The organism is Micromonospora sp. CNZ297 (assembly GCF_007827625.1).
Window position 1 is genome coordinate 144,999 of the sequence record NZ_VISU01000005.1, and the last position, 16,849, is coordinate 161,847.

Annotated in this window: 17 protein-coding genes; 12 read left to right on the forward strand and 5 right to left on the reverse strand. The window is 73.8% G+C overall.

The genetic code is table 11. The features are described 5' to 3' along the window. Positions 1-158: 158 nt before the first annotated feature. Both FB454_RS11710 and FB454_RS11715 read left to right on the forward strand, forming a co-directional pair. The gene (locus FB454_RS11710; protein ID WP_145822928.1) at positions 159-935 is read left to right on the forward strand and encodes a prepilin peptidase; all 777 of its coding nucleotides are present in this window, start codon (positions 159-161) and stop codon (positions 933-935) included. 108 nt (positions 936-1,043) lie between these two features. Next, positions 1,044-3,413: a glycosyl hydrolase family 65 domain-containing protein gene (locus FB454_RS11715; RefSeq protein ID WP_145822929.1), complete on the forward strand. Its 2,370-nt coding sequence runs from the start codon at positions 1,044-1,046 to the stop codon at positions 3,411-3,413. On the opposite strand, the gene FB454_RS11720 is transcribed toward FB454_RS11715, so the two are convergent. After that, positions 3,392-3,868 carry a hypothetical protein gene (locus FB454_RS11720; RefSeq protein ID WP_013283472.1) on the reverse strand — a complete coding sequence of 159 codons (477 nt, stop codon included), beginning with the start codon at positions 3,866-3,868 and terminating at the stop codon, positions 3,392-3,394. The two genes, FB454_RS11715 and FB454_RS11720, sit on opposite strands and share 22 nt — an antisense overlap. A gap of 115 nt (positions 3,869-3,983) precedes the next feature. Here FB454_RS11720 and FB454_RS11725 point away from each other — a divergent pair, with 115 nt between their 5' ends. Then, positions 3,984-4,757, forward strand: a complete 774-nt coding sequence (locus tag FB454_RS11725; protein WP_145822930.1) for an SAM-dependent methyltransferase — start codon at positions 3,984-3,986, stop codon at positions 4,755-4,757. A gap of 6 nt (positions 4,758-4,763) precedes the next feature. Here FB454_RS11725 and FB454_RS11730 read toward each other — a convergent pair whose 3' ends face one another. Then, positions 4,764-5,057: a hypothetical protein gene (locus FB454_RS11730; protein WP_047892875.1), complete on the reverse strand. Its 294-nt coding sequence runs from the start codon at positions 5,055-5,057 to the stop codon at positions 4,764-4,766. Between the two features lie 56 nt (positions 5,058-5,113). Beyond that, positions 5,114-5,995, reverse strand: a complete 882-nt coding sequence (locus FB454_RS11735; RefSeq protein ID WP_013283475.1) for an RNA polymerase sigma-70 factor — start codon at positions 5,993-5,995, stop codon at positions 5,114-5,116. Positions 5,996-6,162: 167 nt separating this feature from the next. On the opposite strand from FB454_RS11735, the gene FB454_RS11740 reads away from it, so the two are divergent. Beyond that, positions 6,163-6,648 (forward strand): carboxymuconolactone decarboxylase family protein, encoded by a 486-nt coding sequence (locus FB454_RS11740; protein ID WP_013283476.1) that lies wholly within the window; start codon positions 6,163-6,165, stop codon positions 6,646-6,648. 9 nt (positions 6,649-6,657) lie between these two features. On the opposite strand, the gene FB454_RS11745 is transcribed toward FB454_RS11740, so the two are convergent. Further along, on the reverse strand, positions 6,658-7,749 hold the full coding sequence (locus FB454_RS11745) for an epoxide hydrolase family protein (RefSeq protein WP_145822931.1): 1,092 nt from the start codon (positions 7,747-7,749) through the stop codon (positions 6,658-6,660). A gap of 94 nt (positions 7,750-7,843) precedes the next feature. Here FB454_RS11745 and FB454_RS11750 point away from each other — a divergent pair, with 94 nt between their 5' ends. From FB454_RS11750 to FB454_RS11785, 8 genes are all read left to right on the forward strand, one after another. Next, the gene (locus FB454_RS11750; RefSeq protein ID WP_145822932.1) at positions 7,844-8,305 is read left to right on the forward strand and encodes a MarR family transcriptional regulator; all 462 of its coding nucleotides are present in this window, start codon (positions 7,844-7,846) and stop codon (positions 8,303-8,305) included. Positions 8,306-8,382: 77 nt separating this feature from the next. Beyond that, a complete protein-coding gene (locus FB454_RS11755; protein ID WP_047892886.1) occupies positions 8,383-8,979 on the forward strand; it encodes a helix-turn-helix domain-containing protein in 597 nt (198 codons plus the stop codon). Beyond that, positions 8,979-9,350, forward strand: a complete 372-nt coding sequence (locus FB454_RS11760) for a hypothetical protein (protein ID WP_145822933.1) — start codon at positions 8,979-8,981, stop codon at positions 9,348-9,350. The genes FB454_RS11755 and FB454_RS11760 overlap by 1 nt, the downstream gene beginning before the upstream one ends. Beyond that, on the forward strand, positions 9,347-10,252 hold the full coding sequence (locus FB454_RS11765; RefSeq protein WP_145822934.1) for an ATP-binding cassette domain-containing protein: 906 nt from the start codon (positions 9,347-9,349) through the stop codon (positions 10,250-10,252). The genes FB454_RS11760 and FB454_RS11765 overlap by 4 nt, the downstream gene beginning before the upstream one ends. Next, positions 10,249-11,043: an ABC transporter permease gene (locus tag FB454_RS11770; protein WP_145822935.1), complete on the forward strand. Its 795-nt coding sequence runs from the start codon at positions 10,249-10,251 to the stop codon at positions 11,041-11,043. The genes FB454_RS11765 and FB454_RS11770 overlap by 4 nt, the downstream gene beginning before the upstream one ends. Positions 11,044-11,154: 111 nt before the next feature. After that, the gene (locus tag FB454_RS11775; RefSeq protein ID WP_145822936.1) at positions 11,155-12,147 is read left to right on the forward strand and encodes a DUF559 domain-containing protein; all 993 of its coding nucleotides are present in this window, start codon (positions 11,155-11,157) and stop codon (positions 12,145-12,147) included. Beyond that, positions 12,134-12,787: a hypothetical protein gene (locus FB454_RS11780; RefSeq protein ID WP_030273471.1), complete on the forward strand. Its 654-nt coding sequence runs from the start codon at positions 12,134-12,136 to the stop codon at positions 12,785-12,787. Before FB454_RS11775 ends, FB454_RS11780 begins: the two co-directional genes overlap by 14 nt. Continuing rightward, positions 12,787-15,948: a helicase HerA domain-containing protein gene (locus FB454_RS11785; RefSeq protein WP_145822937.1), complete on the forward strand. Its 3,162-nt coding sequence runs from the start codon at positions 12,787-12,789 to the stop codon at positions 15,946-15,948. The genes FB454_RS11780 and FB454_RS11785 overlap by 1 nt, the downstream gene beginning before the upstream one ends. Here FB454_RS11785 and FB454_RS11790 read toward each other — a convergent pair. Then, positions 15,930-16,844 (reverse strand): NADP-dependent oxidoreductase, encoded by a 915-nt coding sequence (locus tag FB454_RS11790; RefSeq protein ID WP_030273476.1) that lies wholly within the window; start codon positions 16,842-16,844, stop codon positions 15,930-15,932. The two genes, FB454_RS11785 and FB454_RS11790, sit on opposite strands and share 19 nt — an antisense overlap. Positions 16,845-16,849: the final 5 nt, after the last annotated feature.

Sequence of the window (16,849 nt, forward strand, 5' to 3'; positions counted from 1 at the left end):
TCCCGCCGGTCCGGCGGGGCTCACGCCACCACTCGTTCGGGCCGTCGCCGCGTCGCACCACCCGTTCCTGTGCGCCTCGGCCGTCACATCCGCGCAAGCGATAAATCACTCTGCGTGCTCCACGATGGAACGCACGGCGACCGGACGGGGGATCCGGCATGACGGCTGAACGGGTGCGGCGTACCGGACCGGTGGCCGATGCCGGCCGTCCGAGCCCCCGGCTGACCGCCGCCCTGACGGTCGTACCCCTGCTCCGGCTGGCGGTGGCGCGCTACGCCGTACCGCCGGGGTGCCCGGACCGGACGGCGTGCGACGGCTGCGGCGCCCCGATCGGGCTGGACCGGCCGCTGCCGGCGCTCGGCCCCGTGGCCCGGTGCCCGGCCTGCCGGGCCCGGGTCGGCGCGCCGCCCGCGGTGGTGGAGGTGGCGTTGCTGCTCGCGGTGGCCGTGCCGGTGTTCGCCGGCGGCGCGCCCGCCGCGCGGCTGGCGCTGGCGTGGTGGCTGGTCTGGGCGGTGCCGATGACGATCGTGGACGCGATGGCGCACCGCCTGCCCGACCGGCTCACCTGGCCGGCCGCCGCCGGCGTGTGGGCGCTGCTCGGGGTGGCCGCGCTGACCGGTCCGGGCGTCGACCCGCTGGTACGCGCCGTCCTGGCCGCTCTGGCGCTCGGCGGCGGCTTCGCCGCGACCACGCTGCTGTTCGGGCGGCGCGGCTTCGGTCTCGGCGACGCCAAGCTGGCACTCGGCGCGGGCGCGCTGCTCGGCTGGTACGGCTGGCCGGTGCTGGTGGCCGGGCTTGTGCTCGCGCTCCTCCTCGCCGGGTCGGCCGGGGTGGCGCTGCTCGCCGCCCGGCGGGTCCGCTGGTCCGGGCACCTGCCGTTCGGTCCGTTCCTGGTGCTCGGCACCGCCGCCACGCTGGTGCTCGTCACCGTGTGATCGGCCACCCGCAGGTGCGGGCGGGTTCGCCACGGGTATCGGAGTCCCAGCCACCTCCCAGCCGGGTCTGGTTCGGTGGCGGTCCAGGCTTCGGACTCGGGAGGGCACGTGCCGCACGGCGACGACGGTTGGCGGATCCGGCGCACGAGCGCGGACCTGGACCGGCTGGGCGAGACCGAGTCCGTCTTCGCGCTCGCCAACGGCTGGGTGGGCTGGCGCGGGACGCTCGACGAGGGCGAGCCCTGCGGCATGCCCGGCAGCTACCTCAACGGGTTCCACGAGCAGCACGAGCTGACCTACCCGGAGAGCGGGTACGCGTTCCCGGAACGCAGCGACACCGTGATCAGCGCGCCGAACGCCGCCCTGATCCGGCTCTGGGTCGACGACGAGCCGCTGGACCTGGGCACCGGCACGATCCGGCGGCACCACCAGGAACTGGACCTGCGCGCGGGGGTGGTCCGCCGGGAGACCGAGTGGGTCTCGCCTGGCGGCCGGGGTGTCCGGATCCGCAGCACCCGCCTGGTCTCGCTGACCCGCCGTCCGGTCGCCGCCGTCGACTGGGCGGTCGAGCCGCTGGACGAGCCGGTCCGGCTGCGGGTCGGCGCCGACCTGCTCGCCAACCAGCGGGTGCCGGAACGCGCCGACGACCCCCGGGCCGCCTCGGTGATCCACGACCCGCTCACCGGCGAGATCCGCCGCGAAGACGGCCTCGACGGGGTGCTCGTGCACCGGACCGGGCGCAGCGGCCAGCGGGTCGCCGTCGCCGTCGCGCACCGGGTCGAAGTGCCCGACGAGATCGCCACCGACACCGAGCTGACCGCCGACCGGTTCCGGCTGGCGCTGTCCGGTCCGGTACGCCCCGGCGAGCGCATCCGGGTCACCCGGTTCGCCGCGTACGAGTGCACGGACGTCGACGGCACCCCGGCCGGTGAGCTGGCCGACCTGGTCGTCGCGGAGGCGGCCGCGGCCCGGGACGACGGGTTCGACGCCCTGCTCACCGAGCAGCGCGCCGCGCTCGACGCGGCGTGGGACACCGCCGACGTCGAGCTGGAGGGCGACCCGGAGCTGCAGCTCGCGGTGCGGTTCTCGGTGTTCCACCTGCTCCAGTCCGGCCGCGCCGACGGCGACCGGACCATCCCGGCCAAGGGGCTGACCGGCAACGGCTACGACGGGCACGTGCTCTGGGACACCGAGGGCTACGTGCTGCCGGTGCTGACGTACCTGGCGCCGGAGCTGGCCCGCTCGGCGCTGCGCTGGCGGCACGCCCACCTGCCCGAGGCCCGCGACCGGGCGGCCGAGCTGCGCCTGACCGGCGCCACCTACCCGTGGCGGACGCTCAGCGGCCGGGAGTGCTCCGGCTACTGGCCGGCCGGCAGCGCGGGCCTGCACGTCAACGCCGACATCGCCGACGCGGTGCTGCGGTACGTGGCGGCCACCGGCGACACCGCGTTCCTCGCCGAGTGCGGCGCCGAGGTGCTGATCGAGACCGCCCGGCTGTGGCACGGCTACGGCCACTTCGACGACGGCGGCGCGTTCCACCTGACCGGCGTCACCGGCCCGGACGAATATTCGGCGCTGGTCGACGACAACGTCTTCACCAACCTGATGGCGCGGCGCAACCTGCGCGGCGCCGCCGACGCCGCCGAGGACTGCCCGGAGGTGGCCGCGCGGCTCGGCGTCGACGCCGCCGAGGTGGCCGGCTGGCGGGCCGCCGCCGACGCCATGTTCGTCCCGTACGACGGCAAGCGCGGTGTGCACGAGCAGTCGGCCGGATTCACCGCGCAGCCGGAGTGGGACTTCGCCGGCACCGGCGAGGACGACTACCCGCTGCTGCTGCACTTCCCCTACCTGGAGCTGTACCGCAAGCAGGTGGTCAAGCAGGCCGACCTGGTGCTGGCCATGCTGCGCTGCCCGGGGGAGTTCACCGCCGAGGAGAAGACGCGCAACGTCGCCTACTACGAGGCCCGGACCGTCCGGGACTCGTCGCTGTCGGCGTCCGCGCAGGCGATCCTCGCCGCCGAGGTCGGGCACCTCGACCTGGCGTACGACCTGTTCGCCGAGACGGCGTTCCAGGACCTCGCCGACCTGGGCGACAAGACCGCCGACGGGCTGCACCTGGCGTCCCTGGCCGGCGCCTGGCTGGTGGTGGCGCAGGGCTTCGGCGGGCTGCGGGACGACCGGGGCGTGCTCGCGTTCGAGCCGCGGCTACCCCGGCCGATCACCCGGCTCGCGTTCCACCTGCGCCGGCACGGGCACCGGCTGCGGGTCACGCTCACCGGGCGGGAGGCCCGCTACGAGCTGCCGGACGCCGGACCTGGTGACGCGGTGGAGCTGTGGCACCACGGCGAACAGCTCCGCGTCACCGGCGACGGGCCGGTCACCCGGCCGATGCCGCCGGTGCCCGACCCCGGTCCCGAGCCGCAGGCCCCGCCCGGCCGCCGTCCCGAACGGCGCGCTCAGGAGGCGGGCGGCGACTGAGCCGGCAGGCCGGACATCCGGGCGACGACCTCCTCCAGCGCCTCGAACGCGTACGCCCAGTTGTGGCACTTGAAGCTGCGCAGCCCGGTGATCGGGGTGCGGCAGTCGGCACAGTGGACACCCGGGATCGCGTCCGGCACCTCCGTGTTCACGTACTTGCGCTCGCCGAGGATCACCCGCGCGATCATCGTGTGGTCGTGTACGCCGTGCAGCGCGGACGCGACGATGTCGTACCAGGTGACCCGCCGCCCGCACTTCGGGCAGTCCGGCTCGTCGCCGCTGACCCACAGCGGCGCGCCGATGCTGCGCGCCGGCATGTTCAGCAGCTTCTCCAGCCGTCGCACGTCCGCCTCCGGGGTGGTCCACCGGTGCCGCCCGGGCAGCGACGCGGGCGAGTCGTAGACGGCGCGGAACACCACCGGCTCGACCTCCACTGTCTCCCGTCCACCTGTCATCGGTACCTCCTCGCGCCGGCGTGTCCCACCGTCGTACCAGGTGGACGGCGGGATCGGCCGGACCACCGACACGACGGGTCAGCGGTGTGTCGCCCAGAGTGCTACACATCGAGGCGTGACGGAGGCTGAGAACCGACCCAATGTCGCCCGGATGTACGACTACTACCTCGGCGGCTGCCACAACTTCGCGGCCGACCGCGCCGCCGCCGAGGAGGTCCTGAAGATCTTCCCGGACACCGGCGTCGCCGCGCAGAGCAACCGCGCGTTCCTGCGCCGGGTCGTGCGCTGGGCGGCCGGGCAGGGCGTACGCCAGTTCCTCGACATCGGCGCCGGCCTGCCCACCCAGGGCAACGTGCACGAGGTGGTCCGCGCCGTACGCCCCGACGCCCGGGTGGCCTACGTCGACCATGACGAGGTCGCCGTCGCGTACGCCCGGCGGTTGCTCCCCACCGACGGCCGCACCGTCGTGCTCCAGGGCGACCTGCGGCGTCCCGGCGACCTGCTGGCCGACCCGACGCTGCGGGACACCATCGACCTGAGCGAGCCGGTCGCGGTGCTGCTGCTCGCGGTGCTGCACTTCGTGCCGGACGCCGACGACCCGTACGCGGCGGTGGCGACGCTGCGCGACGCCACAGTCCCGGGCAGCGTGCTCGCGCTGTCCCACCTCACCCTGGACGGCCTGCCGACGCTGCCCACCGAGCAGGGCACAGCGATCTACCGCCGCAGCAGTTCCCCGCTCGTGCCCCGCACCCGCGACGAGGTGGCCCGGTTCCTCGACGGGTACGAGCTGGTCGAGCCGGGCCTGGTCAAGGTGGCGGACTGGCGGCCCGACGGCGAGCCGCAGGCGGCGGTGTCGCACGGCTACGGCGGGGTGGGCGTCCGCCGCTGAGCGCGGTCAGTCCAGGCCGCCGTGCGCGGCCCAGAGCGCGGCGGCGCGGTCGGCCGCCGCGGCCACGAGCGCGGCCAGCTCCGGCCGGTCGGGCACCCGGAACGACACGTACGCGCCGCGTCCACCGGCAGTGGGCCGGCCGTACGCCTTCGCGGCGAGGCGCCCGTCCGGCAGCAGCCGGATGTTGAGCGTGGTCAGCGTGAACTCCTCGCCGCGCCGGGTGTCGGTCCAGCGCAACTCCTCCGGCACTGTGACGTTGATGGCGAGGGCGCTGACGTCGGGGGAGGCGGCGCTGCTCATCCGGCGATCGTCGCACGGTCCGCCCGCTGTGCCCTCCCGCCGTGCCTTTCCGCCGGTCACCGGCGCAGCGTCGTCTCGCGGGTCATGTGGGACAGCTTCTCCGGGTTGCGCACCGCGTAGAGGCCGCTGATCCGGCCGTCGTCGAGGCGTACCGCGACCACCGTGTCCAGCTCGCCGTCGAGGCGTACCAGCAGCGCCGGGTAGCCGTTGACCTGCACCGGTTCCATCGACGCCACGGCGGCGATCCGGCGCCAGCCGCCCGCGAGCAGGCGGGCCACCTTGTCGCCGCCGGTGACCGGGCGGGCGATCGCCTGCTTGATCCCGCCGCCGTCGCCGACCAGCACGGCGTCCGCGGCCAGGACGCGGAGCAGCCCGTCCAGGTCGCCGGTCTCGACCGCCCGCCGGAACGCGTCGAGCGCGTCGCGGGCCTCGGCCGCCGGGACGGTACGCCGGGGGCGGCGCGCCGCGACGTGGGCCCGCGCCCGGTGCGCGATCTGCCGCACGGCGACCGGGGTCCGCTCGACCGTCTCGGCGATCTCGTCGTAGCCGACGTCGAACACCTCCCGCAGCACGAACACGGCCCGCTCGGTCGGCGTGAGCGTCTCCAGCACCAGCAGCATCGCCATCGACACGCTCTCCGCAAGCGTCACGTCGTCTGCGACGTCGGGCGCGGTGAGCAGCGGTTCGGGCAGCCACGAGCCGACGTACGACTCCTTGCGCCGCCCCAGCGTGCGCAGCCGGGACAGCGCCTGCCGGGTGGCGATCCGGACCAGGTAGGCGCGCCGGTCCCGGACCGCCTCCAGGTCGACGCCGGCCCAGCGCAGCCAGGTCTCCTGCACCACGTCCTCCGCGTCGGCCGCCGAGCCGAGCATCTCGTACGCGACGGTGAAGAGCAGGTTCCGGTGCGCGAGGAAGTCCTCGGTGGCGCGGTCCGCCATGACTGGCTCCTTCGCTGCTCGGTTGCGTTCCCCACCAGACGCCGGCCGCTGTCGCCGTGTGACAGCCGGTCGCTGTGGTGGTCCTCACCCGGTGCCGCCGTCACGCCGGGGCGGTCCCCGGCATCTCGTGTTCGTCCGACGTCCACCCCAGCAGAGAGGGCGCAACCATGCAGACCCGATTCAACCTGTTCGAGAACCCGGTCTCGGCGACGTTCATGAAGCGCTTCGCCGGTGCGGGCCTGATGATCCACCAGTCGTCGCTGCCCCGCACCGTCCAGGAGCTGGTGTCGCTGCGGGCCAGCCAGATCAACGGCTGCGGCTGGTGCATCGACATGCACACCAAGGAGGCGGTGGCCGGGGGCGAGAGCGCGGTCCGGCTGAACCTGGTCGCCGCCTGGCGCGAGTCGACTGTGTTCACCGAGGCCGAGTGCGCGGCGCTGGCGTTCGCCGAGGAGGGCACCCGGCTCGCCGACGCCCACCAGGGCGTGTCCGACGAGACGTGGGAGCAGGTGCGCAAGCACTACGACGACGACCAGATCGCCGCGCTGGTCTGCCTGCTCGGGCTGATCAACGCGGCGAACCGGTTCGCGGTGCTCGTGCACCAGCGCGGCGGCTCGTACGAGCCCGGGATGTTCGCGGCGGCCATGGGCTGAGCGCCACCGTCACCGCAGGTTCCAGAAGAAGGACCGGACGTCGTCGACGAACAGCTCCGGCACCTCCAGCGCGGCGAAGTGACCACCCCGGTCGAACTCGCTCCACTGCCGGATCGTGTACGTCAGCTCGGCGATCGGCCGCACGGACCGGGTGATGTCGTGCGCGAACACGGCGACCCCGAGCGGGGGCGGGCAGGGCGCGGGCGGGCCACCGAACGCGCTCTCCCGCACCAGCCGCGCGGACGAGGCGGCAGTGCCGGTGAACCAGTAGACCGAGACGTCGGTGAGGATGCGATCCACGCTGACGGCCGATTCCGGGTCGGTCCACTCGGTGAACTTCTCCGCGATCCACGCGAGCTGCCCGACTGGTGAGTCGTTGAGCGCGTACGACACGGTCTGCGGCCGGCTGGCGTAGAGCACCTGATGAGGGTGCCGTTGCGTCTTGAGCCGCATGATGCGGGCGAGCCGGTCCCGGTCCTCGCCTGACAGTCCGGCTTCCCCGGTCCAGCCGGGTGGCGGGGGCGTGGGCAGGTAGTTGAGGTGTACGCCGACGACGTGCTCCGGGTCGATGCCGCCGAGCCGGGTGGAGATGACCGAGCCCCAGTCGCCGCCCTGTGCGCCGTACCGCCGGTAGCCGAGCCGGCGCATCAGCTCGGCCCAGGCGCGGGCGACGCGGTCGACGTCCCAGCCGCGCTTCCGGGTCGGCCCGGAGAAGCCGAACCCGGGGATCGACGGTACGACCAGGTGGAACTGTTCGGACAGCGGGCCGATCACGTCGAGGAACTCCACGACCGAGCCGGGCCAGCCGTGGGTGAGGATCAGCGGCAGCGCGTCCGGGTCGGCGGAGCGTACGTGCAGGAAGTGGATGTTCTGCCCGTCGATTGTGGTGGTGAACTGCGGATACCGGTTCAGCTCGGCCTCGGCCTCCCGCCAGTCGTACGCGGTGCGCCAGTGCTCGGCCAGCTCGCGTACCCGGGTCAGCGGGATGCCGTAGTCCCACCCGGCGTCCGGTAGTTCGTCGGGCCAGCGGGTGCGGGCCAGGCGGTCGGCCAGGTCGTCGAGGTCGGCCTGGGGGACGTGGATACGGAACGGCTCGATCACTGTCGCTCTCCGATCGTTGGTCACACTAACGTTGGTGCGACCAACGGTATCGCAGATCGTTGGGGACGCCAACGGTTTCGGTTAGGCTGGGTTCGTGGACAACCCGGAGCCGGATCTCGTACCGACCTGCCTGGCCGGCCTGCCGAGCTGGCTCATCACCCGGACCGCCGTACGCGCCGGGCGGCTGGTGAGCGACGGGCTCGCGGCTGTCGACGCGCGCGGCTACCACTTCCGGCTGCTCGCCACGCTCGACGAGTTCGGGCCGGCCAGTCAGGCGGCGCTCGGCCGGCGCAGCGGCATCCACGTCAGTGACGTGGTGGCCGCACTCAACGAACTCGCCGAGCGGGAGTTCGTCACCCGCAGCCCGGACCCGGCCGACCGGCGGCGCAACGTCGTCACCATCACCGCAGCCGGGCGGCGGCAGTTGCGGCGGCTGGAGAAGCGACTCGCCGCCGTGCAGGACGAGCTGCTCGCGCCGCTGTCACCGGACGAGCGCGCGGACCTGACCCGGCTGCTGTCACGGGTGCTCGCCCACCACAACCGCCCGCCCGCCTGACGGCTGCCCTCGGGCACCGTCCTCATTCACCGCCTACCATTATCGTTCTCGATAGTGATAACGTCTGCGGCGTGACGATGTCGATGGAGCGGTGGGCGGAGATCGCGCTGCACCCGGTGCGGATCCGCATCCTGCGCGCGGTCGCCGGTGCCCGGGTGACCACGCACGACCTGGTCGAGCTGCTGCCCGACGTCCCGCAGGCCACCCTCTACCGGCACCTGGCGACGCTCGTGAAGACCGGGATGCTCGACGTGGTGCAGGAGCGCAAGGTCCGCGGGGCCGTCGAGCGGGTGTACGCACTGCCCGCGCACGGCGCGGCGCTGGACCCCGCAGCACTGGCGACGGCGACGCCGGAGGACCACGCGCGCTACTTCACCGCGTTCGTGTCGAGTCTGCTGTCGGAGTTCTCCCGTTACCTCGCCCGGGAGTCCGTCGACTTCGTCGCCGACGGCGTCGGATACCAGCAGCTCGTCCTGCACCTGACCGACGCGGAACTGCACGAGTTCGCGGCCGGGCTCAACGCGCTGGTCGGCCCGTTGCTCGCCAGAGGGCCCGGCGGCGGACGGACCCCCCGGCTGCTGGCGACCGTCCTCATGCCCGCCGACCGCCCGGCGACCCCCGGCGACACGCACACGTCAGCGCACGACTCCGACACGACGAAGGGCGACGACTGATGGCATCGGTAACGCTTGACCGCGACGTGATCGACATCCGGTTCACCGGATGGGAACGAATGTGGGTCGGCCGGGAGCGGTTCGCGCTACGCCTGGCCGCCGTGCGGCACGCCGCACCGGTGGACGAGCCGATCCGGCTGGCGCGTGGCGCCCGGCGCGGGTACGCGGTGTCCGGCTTCGCCAAGGTCGGCGTCTGGGGCATCTTCGGCGGTCCCCGGCAGCTCGTGGCGGCCCGGCGCGGCAAGCCCGGTCTGCACCTGGTGCTGGACCGCGCGGCGGCCGGCGGGGAGTTCGACGAGGTCGTCGTCTCCGACCCGGCCGCGTCGCGCCTCGCCGAAACGATCGGGCGTGCGACGAGGAGCCGGCCATGACCGGCGACCACCTGTCGATCGAGGCGTCGGGCCTGACCAAACGCTACGGCGACGTCACCGCCGTACACGATCTGACCTTCACCGTGCGGCCCGGCGCGGTCACCGGCTTCCTCGGCCCGAACGGCGCCGGCAAGACCACCACGCTGCGCATGCTGACCGGACTGGTGACGCCGACCAGCGGCGCCGCCACGATCGGCGGACAGCCCTACGGCCGGCTGACCCAGCCGTCGCGGACCGTCGGCGCCGTGTTCGACGGCAACGCGTTCCACCCCGGCCACACCGCCCGTGACCACCTGCGCCTCTACGCCGCGATGGCCGGCTGCCCGGACAGCCGCGTCGCGGAGCTGCTGGACCTGCTCGGCCTCGCGCACGCCGCCGACCGTCGTACCCGGGGGTTCTCCACCGGCATGCGCCAACGGCTCAGCCTCGCTACGGCGCTGCTCGGCGATCCTCGCGTCCTGCTGCTCGACGAACCGTCGAACGGCCTGGACCCGGAAGGCATGTCGTGGCTGCGCGGCCTGCTGCGCCGGCTCGCCGACGAGGGCCGCACAGTGCTGGTCTCCAGCCACGTCCTGCACGAGGTCCAGCAGGTGGTGGACGACGTGGTGGTGATCCGGCGCGGCGAACTCGTCGCCGCCGGGCCGTGGTCCCGGCTCACCGGCCCGCCGACGGTGCTCGTCACCTCGCCGGACGCGGACGCCCTGGCCACCGCGCTGACGGCCGCCGCCGGGTCCGTCGAGGCCGCCGGGCCCGGCCGCCTGCGGGTACGCGGACTGGACGCGCCACGCGTCGCCGACCTGGCCGCGGACCACCGTCTGCGGATCCACGAGCTGGTCACCGAGACCACAAGCCTCGAACAGCTCTTCCTCGACCTGACCACCGACCCGGCGGAGGCCCGATGAACCTGCTCAGAGCGGAACTACGCCGGGTGCTGGCGACCCGGATGTGGGGCGGGCTGCTGCTCACCGCCGTCGCGCTCGGCGGCGGCCTGGTCGGGCTGATGGCGCTCGTCGGACCGGAGAACTTCGACCCGCCGATGCCCGGACTGCACACCGAGGAGGGCCTGCGGTCGATCCTCGGCATCCTCGGCTTCACCGCCTTCGTGCCGGCCGCCGCCGGCGCCCTCGCGGCCACGTCGGAATACCGGCACGGCACCGCCGCCGTCACGTTCCTGTTCGCGCCGCGCCGAGGGCGGGTGCTCGCCGCCAAACTCGCCACCCACGCGATCGTCGGCCTCGGCTACGGGATCGCGCTGGCCGGCTCCGCCGGGGCGGCCCTGTTCGCGGTCGCCGCCGTGCGTGGCGTGTCGCTGGGCCTGCCCGCTCCCACGGTGCTGGCGCTGCTCGCCCGCATCGGCGTCGCGATGGCGGTCTACCTGCTCGTCGGCACCGGCGTGGGCGCCCTGCTCCGCAACCAGATCGCGGCCGTGTGCGTGGTCGTCGGCTACCTGTACCTGGCCGAGCCCGTCCTGATGATGATCCCCGGCGTCAACGCGCTCTACCCGCTCCTGCCCGGCGGCGCCACCGCCGCACTCACCGACTTCACGTACGTCGCCGACGCGATGTCCGCGCAGCTCGGCAGCGACGCCGTCGCACTCCTGCCACCGGCGGCCGGCGCGCTGCTGCTGACCGGGTACGCGATCGCCGCCGCCGCGATCGCCGTTGTCGTCCCGATGCGCCGCGACATCACCTGAGCGTCGCCGATTCGTCGCCGTCCGGCGTATCAGGGCTGGCGCCGGCCGAAGACGATTCGTACTCTGGTCATCCGACGTCCGGGGTCGACGGTGGGGGAGGGTCGACGCTGCATGGACCCGGTCCTCGCCGGTCTGCCTACCGACCGCGTCGTCGCTCTGCTAGGCGCGGACGCCGACGCGGTCGCCATGATGGTCGCCCGCGACCACGCGGAGCTGGCCGCCGTCGTGCACCGCCCGGTCTCGGCGTGCACCATGCCCGTGGACTTCGTGCACGCCGTGCTGGACCGGCTCGAACGGGTCGCCGTCGAGCTGCTGCCGGCCTGGCTGCCCGAGGCCGCGCACGATGTCCGCCCGGACACCTCCGGACTCGCCGCCGTGCGAGCCGCGGCCGCCGCACGCTCGCGCCGTGACCGCTACCCCGGTTCGTTCCTGTCCGACCTGGCCGTCTTCGCGGTGACCGGGCGACGGTCCGGCGCCACGACGCTCCCGCTGCGCGGCCAGGCCGCCGCGTTGGCGCGTCTCGTCGCCGGCGCATTCGGCAGACGGAAAGTGGTGCTGCTCGCCGAGCCGGCCCACGGTGACGGCGCGGTGATGGCGGCCGGGGCCGCGTGGCTCGTGCAGCACGGTGGCCCGGCGGTCTGGCTGGCCGGAGCCGGTGCGGTCGGGCTGGACGGACTTCCGGCTTTTCGCGTCGCACCGCCGGCAGCGCCCGTCGGCCAGGCGCCGGTGGCGGGCCGGCCGCACCCGGGCAGCGACGCCGAGAAGAGGCTGGAGGCGGCGCTCGCGGCCCAGAGCTGGGCGGCCGGACGGAGATGGAACCAGAGCTACCAGTCGCACCGCCTGGCCGCGCCGGTGCGGCTGGATCTACTGTGGCCGGACGAGCGGTGCGTGGTGGAGATCGACGGTCCGGAGCACTGCCGCCCGGTTCGCTTCGAGGCCGACCGGCAACGCGACGTCCAACTGCAACTGGACGGCTACGCCGTCCTGCGCTTCACGAACGCCCGAGTAATCCACGACGTCGGCACCGTGGTCCAGCAGATCGGCACTTATCTGCGGGCACGTCGCCGAGACCTGGCGGAAGGACGGCATCATGGCCGGCGATGACCTGACCGCATCCGAGAGCGCGATCCTCGTCGTGCTCATGGCCGAGGCGCGGGAGGTGCTGAACACCGAACTCCGCGACCGTTACGGGCTGGACGTACGCAAGCCGCAGCGCGACAAGCTCACCCGCCTGCACTACGTCGCCAGCCGCAAGAGCGGCTCGACGTACGCCCTGCAACTGGACGACAAGGGCTGGGTACGGATGCAGAGCGACCTCGACTTCACGCTGCGGGGAGCGAGCGCGCTCGGCGCCGCGCTCACCGCGATGCAGGCGCACCTGCGCGATCGTGTCCTGGCCCGCAGCGGCTGTGCGACGCTCGCCGAACTCTTCGCGCTCACCGACGTGCGCGGCCCGGCCCCGGCACCGGCTCCCGAAGTGTCCGGGGCGCTGGAGGCACGTGTCGTCGCCGCGTACCGGGCGCTCGCCGAAGAGCCCGGCGCCTGGGTGAGCCTGCGGCGCCTGCGACCGTTCTTCGCCGATCTGCCCCGCGACGACCTGGACGCGGCGCTGCGGCAGCTCAGCCGGTCCGAGGGCGTCACCATCGCGCCGGAGTCGAACCAGAAGACGCTCACCGAGGCGGACACCGCTGCCGCGCTCCGCCTCGGCGGGCAGGAGAACCATCTGCTGGCGATCGGCGTGTGATGAACGAGGCGGAACGGAACGCGTTGGCCGCCCTGCGGTTCGACTGGGCGCCGGTGCCCGACGACGTGTGGCGGCCGTTGCCCTTCCACGTCGAGGGACTGCACGTCCCGGTCCTCCGGGACGTGCTCGCCGGGGTGGACGAGGCCGCGTCGAACCCGCACGGCAGCCCGCTCGGCCTGGTCGTCCAGGGTCAGCGCGGCTCCGGCAAGACCCACCTGCTGGGTGTGATCCGCCAGCAGGTGCAGGAGCGTGACGGCTACTTCTTCCTGGTCGGTCTGCTCGACGCCGGTAGCTTCTGGGACGGCGTGCTCGCCGCGATGCTCGACGGCTTGTCCCGGCCGGTGCCCGGCAGGCGCGAGACGCAGCTCAAACTGCTGCTGCGGCGCCTGTCCGCCCTGGTCGGGGCACCCCGGACGGCGCGCCGGGCCGTCATGGGCGACACCGAGCTGACCCGAGCGGCGCTCGATGCATTCCTGGAAGGGCTGGGCGCCTTCGACAGGCATGCCGCCCGCACCTGCCAGGAGACGGCACGCGCGCTAGCGCTCAGCGCCTCCGAGGACATCTCCCACCGCGACATCGCGGAGAACTACTTCCTCTCGGGCGAGGAGGTGGCCGCCGGGGAACGCGCGGCCTGGGGCATGCGCCGCGTTCCGCGCCCTGCCCAGCAGATCGTGCAGGACCTGTCCTGGCTTCTCGCCCTCACCGGCCCGTCGGTGGTGGCGATCGACCAGATCGACACGCTCATCGCCCAATTGGCGATCCAGAGCGATCCCGCCCTGGCCGGTGCCGCTGCGATGAGCCCGGAGCAGGCGCTGATGCTGGCCCGGATGGCGGACGGCCTGATGGCGTTACGGCAGACGACCCGGCGCACGCTCACCGTCCTGGCCTGCATTCCGAACTCGTGGACCATCATCAAGTCCACCGCCGCCGACACCGTCGCAGACCGGTTCCGGGAGACGCCGCCGCTGCGCCGCATCGACGACGCCGACGTGGCCCGGGCGATCATCGAGAAGCGGTTCACCCTCCGCTACCAGGAGGCGGGGTTCGTCCCGCCGTACCCGTCGTGGCCGGTGTCCCCGCGCGCCTTCGCCGGGGCCGGTGCGTTCACCCCGCGTCAGCTGCTCATCGAGATCGACAAGCACATCCGCGAATGCCTCGCCGACGACGAGGTCCGGGAGATGACGAGCCTCGGCGAGCCGCCCATCGCGGAACCCCGGGCTCCCCGGCCCGCCCCGGTGACCGCCACCGGCGAGGAGATGGACCGCTACGACGCCCGGTTCGCCGAGCTGCGGGAGGCCGCCGACGTCACCGGCCCGCTGCGCCGCACATCCGAGGACGCGGCGATGCCGCCGCTGCTCGCCGCCGGGCTCACCGCCTGGATCCTGGAGCGGGGCGACGCGGGCGAGGCGTTCAGCGTCGACCCGCCCCCGAGCACCGACCCGCCGCTGCACGCCCGGCTGCGGCTCACGCTCGACGAGCGCACCGAGGACCAGGTGCACTGGTGTTTCCGGGCGATCGGCGACGACCACCACGGCAACGCCGCGCTGGCCCGGCTCCGCAAGGCGTCAGTGGCCGCCGCCTTCGACACAGGCTCCGGCAGGCGCAAGCTGTTCCTGCTGCGCAACCGCGCCTGGTCGACCAGCGCGGCCACCAGCAAGGCGGTGGGGGCGTTCACCGCGGCGGGCGGCCAGACGCTCGGCGTCGACGAGGAGGACCTGCGAGTCCTCTCCGCGCTGCGGGTCATGCTCGCCGAGGCCACCATGGACCTGCAGGGCTGGCTGGCCGAGCGCCGGCCGACCCGGGAGCTGAAGTTCCTCCAGCACGCCCTGGCCGACGTGGACCGGTGGGGCCCCGACGCCCGGCCGTTGCCGGAACCCGCCGAGCCCCCGCCAGCCGCTGCCGTCACCGGCCCGGCCGATCCCTCCTTCGTCGTCGGGCACGGGTACGACGACGGGACGCCCGTGCGGCTGGGGTTGGAGGCGTTGCGCAAGCACACCACGATCTTCGCCGGGTCCGGCTCCGGTAAGACCGTCCTCATCCGCCGCATCGTCGAGGAGTGCGCGCTGGCGGGCATCTCCGCCATCGTGCTCGACCCGAACAACGACCTCGCACGGCTCGGCGAGGGATGGCCCGAGCCGCCCGCACAGTGGCGCCCCGGCGACGCGGACCGGGCCCGCGACTACCTCACCCACACCGACGTCGTCGTCTGGACGCCCCGCCGCAACTCGGGTCGCCCGCTGAGCTTCCAGCCGCTGCCCGACTTCACCGGCGTACGCGACGACCCGGACGAGTTCGGCGAGGCCGTCGAGGCCGCCGTCGCGTCCCTCGCGCCACGCGCCATGCTCACCGGCCGGGCCACCCGGGCTCATCTGGGGCTGGCCGTGCTGCGCAAGGCGGTCGAGCACTACGGACGGCGCGGCGGCTCCCGCCTGCAGGGCCTCATCGACACGCTCGCCGACCTGCCGGACGGAATCATCGACCTGGACGACGCCGACAAGATCGGCCTCAGCCTGGCGCAGACCCTGACCGCAGCCATGGTGAACGACCCGCTGTTCGGCGGCGAGGGCACACCGATGGACCCCGGCGTGCTCCTCACCCCCGCCCCCGGCAAACGGGCCCGCGTCTCGGTGGTCAGCCTGGTGGGTCTGCCGTCCGACGACGTACGGCAGAGTTTCGTCAACCAGCTCCAGATGGCCCTGTTCGCCTGGATCAAGAAGAACCCGGCCGGAGACCGGCCGCTGCTCGGGCTGCTCATCATGGACGAGGCGCAGACGTTCGCCCCGTCCGGCGCGATGACCGCGTGTACCCAGAGCACACTGGCGCTCGCCGCTCAGGCCCGCAAGTACGGCCTCGGTCTGATCTTCGCCACCCAGGCGCCGAAGGGCCTGCACAACCGCATCCCGGGCAATGCGGCGACCCAGCTCTACGGCCTGATGAACAGCCCGATCCAGATCGAGGCGGCCCGGGAGATGGCCCGGGCCAAGGGCGGCGACGTGCCGGACATCTCCCGCCTCACCGTGGGCGAGTTCTACCTCGCCGCCGAGGGCGCCGCACCCCGCAAGATCCGCACCCCGCTGTCGCTCACCCACCATCCGCGCAGCCCGCTCACCGTCGAGGAGGTGCTGGACCGGGCGCGCGGCGGTCAGGGGCGCAGCACGTAGCGTCCGCGTACCCCGCCCTCGGCCACCGCCCGGTGCGCGTCCGCCACCCGGTCCAGCGGCAGGACCGCGTGCACCCGGGCCGGCAGCTCACCGGCTGCGGTGCGGGCGAGCAGGTCGGGCAGGCGTGCCCCGTCGGCGTGCACCTCGACCGCGCGCACCGTGACACCGCGTTCGGCGGGCGGGTGGGTGTTCGGCCGTACGCCGACGAACACGCCGCCGTCGCCTACCAGCGCGAGCGCCTGGTCCTGCCATCCGGCGGCGTCGGCGACAGCGTCCCAGCCCGGCTCGGCCGCCGTGATGAAGTCGGCCCCGAGTCCGCGGACGAACTTCTCGTCCCCGGCCCGCGCCAGGCCGGTCACCCGCCATCCCCGGTCCCGGGCGAGCGGCACGACGTAGCCGCCCACCGCGCCGGCCGCGCCGGTGACGAGCAGCCGACCGTCGGCGGGAGGGTCGCCGAGCAGGTCGACGATCTGCGCCGCGGTCTGGCCGTTGAGCGGCACCGTCGCCGCCGCCACCAGATCCAGATCATCGGGTACGACGGCGACGTCGGCCGCGGCTACGACGAGCTGCTCGGCGTACGTGCCGAAGTCGCGGTCGAACCCGCCGACCAGCCCGGCGACCCGGGTGCCCACGGCGAGGTCGACGCCCGGCCCGGCCGCGGCGACGACACCGGCGAAGTCCCAGCCCAGGCCGGTGTGGTGCGGCTGGTGGATGAGCCCCAGCGAGTGGAAGAAGCCGCCGACGACCCCGAGGTCGGCCGGGTTGACCGGTGCCGCCGCGACGTCCACCCGGACCTCGCCGGGCCCCGGCTCGCGCTCCGGAACGTCGATGATCTCGATCGTGTCCGGTCCGCCCGGAGTGCGGACGACGGCGGCGCGGAAGGTACGCGTACCCATGATGG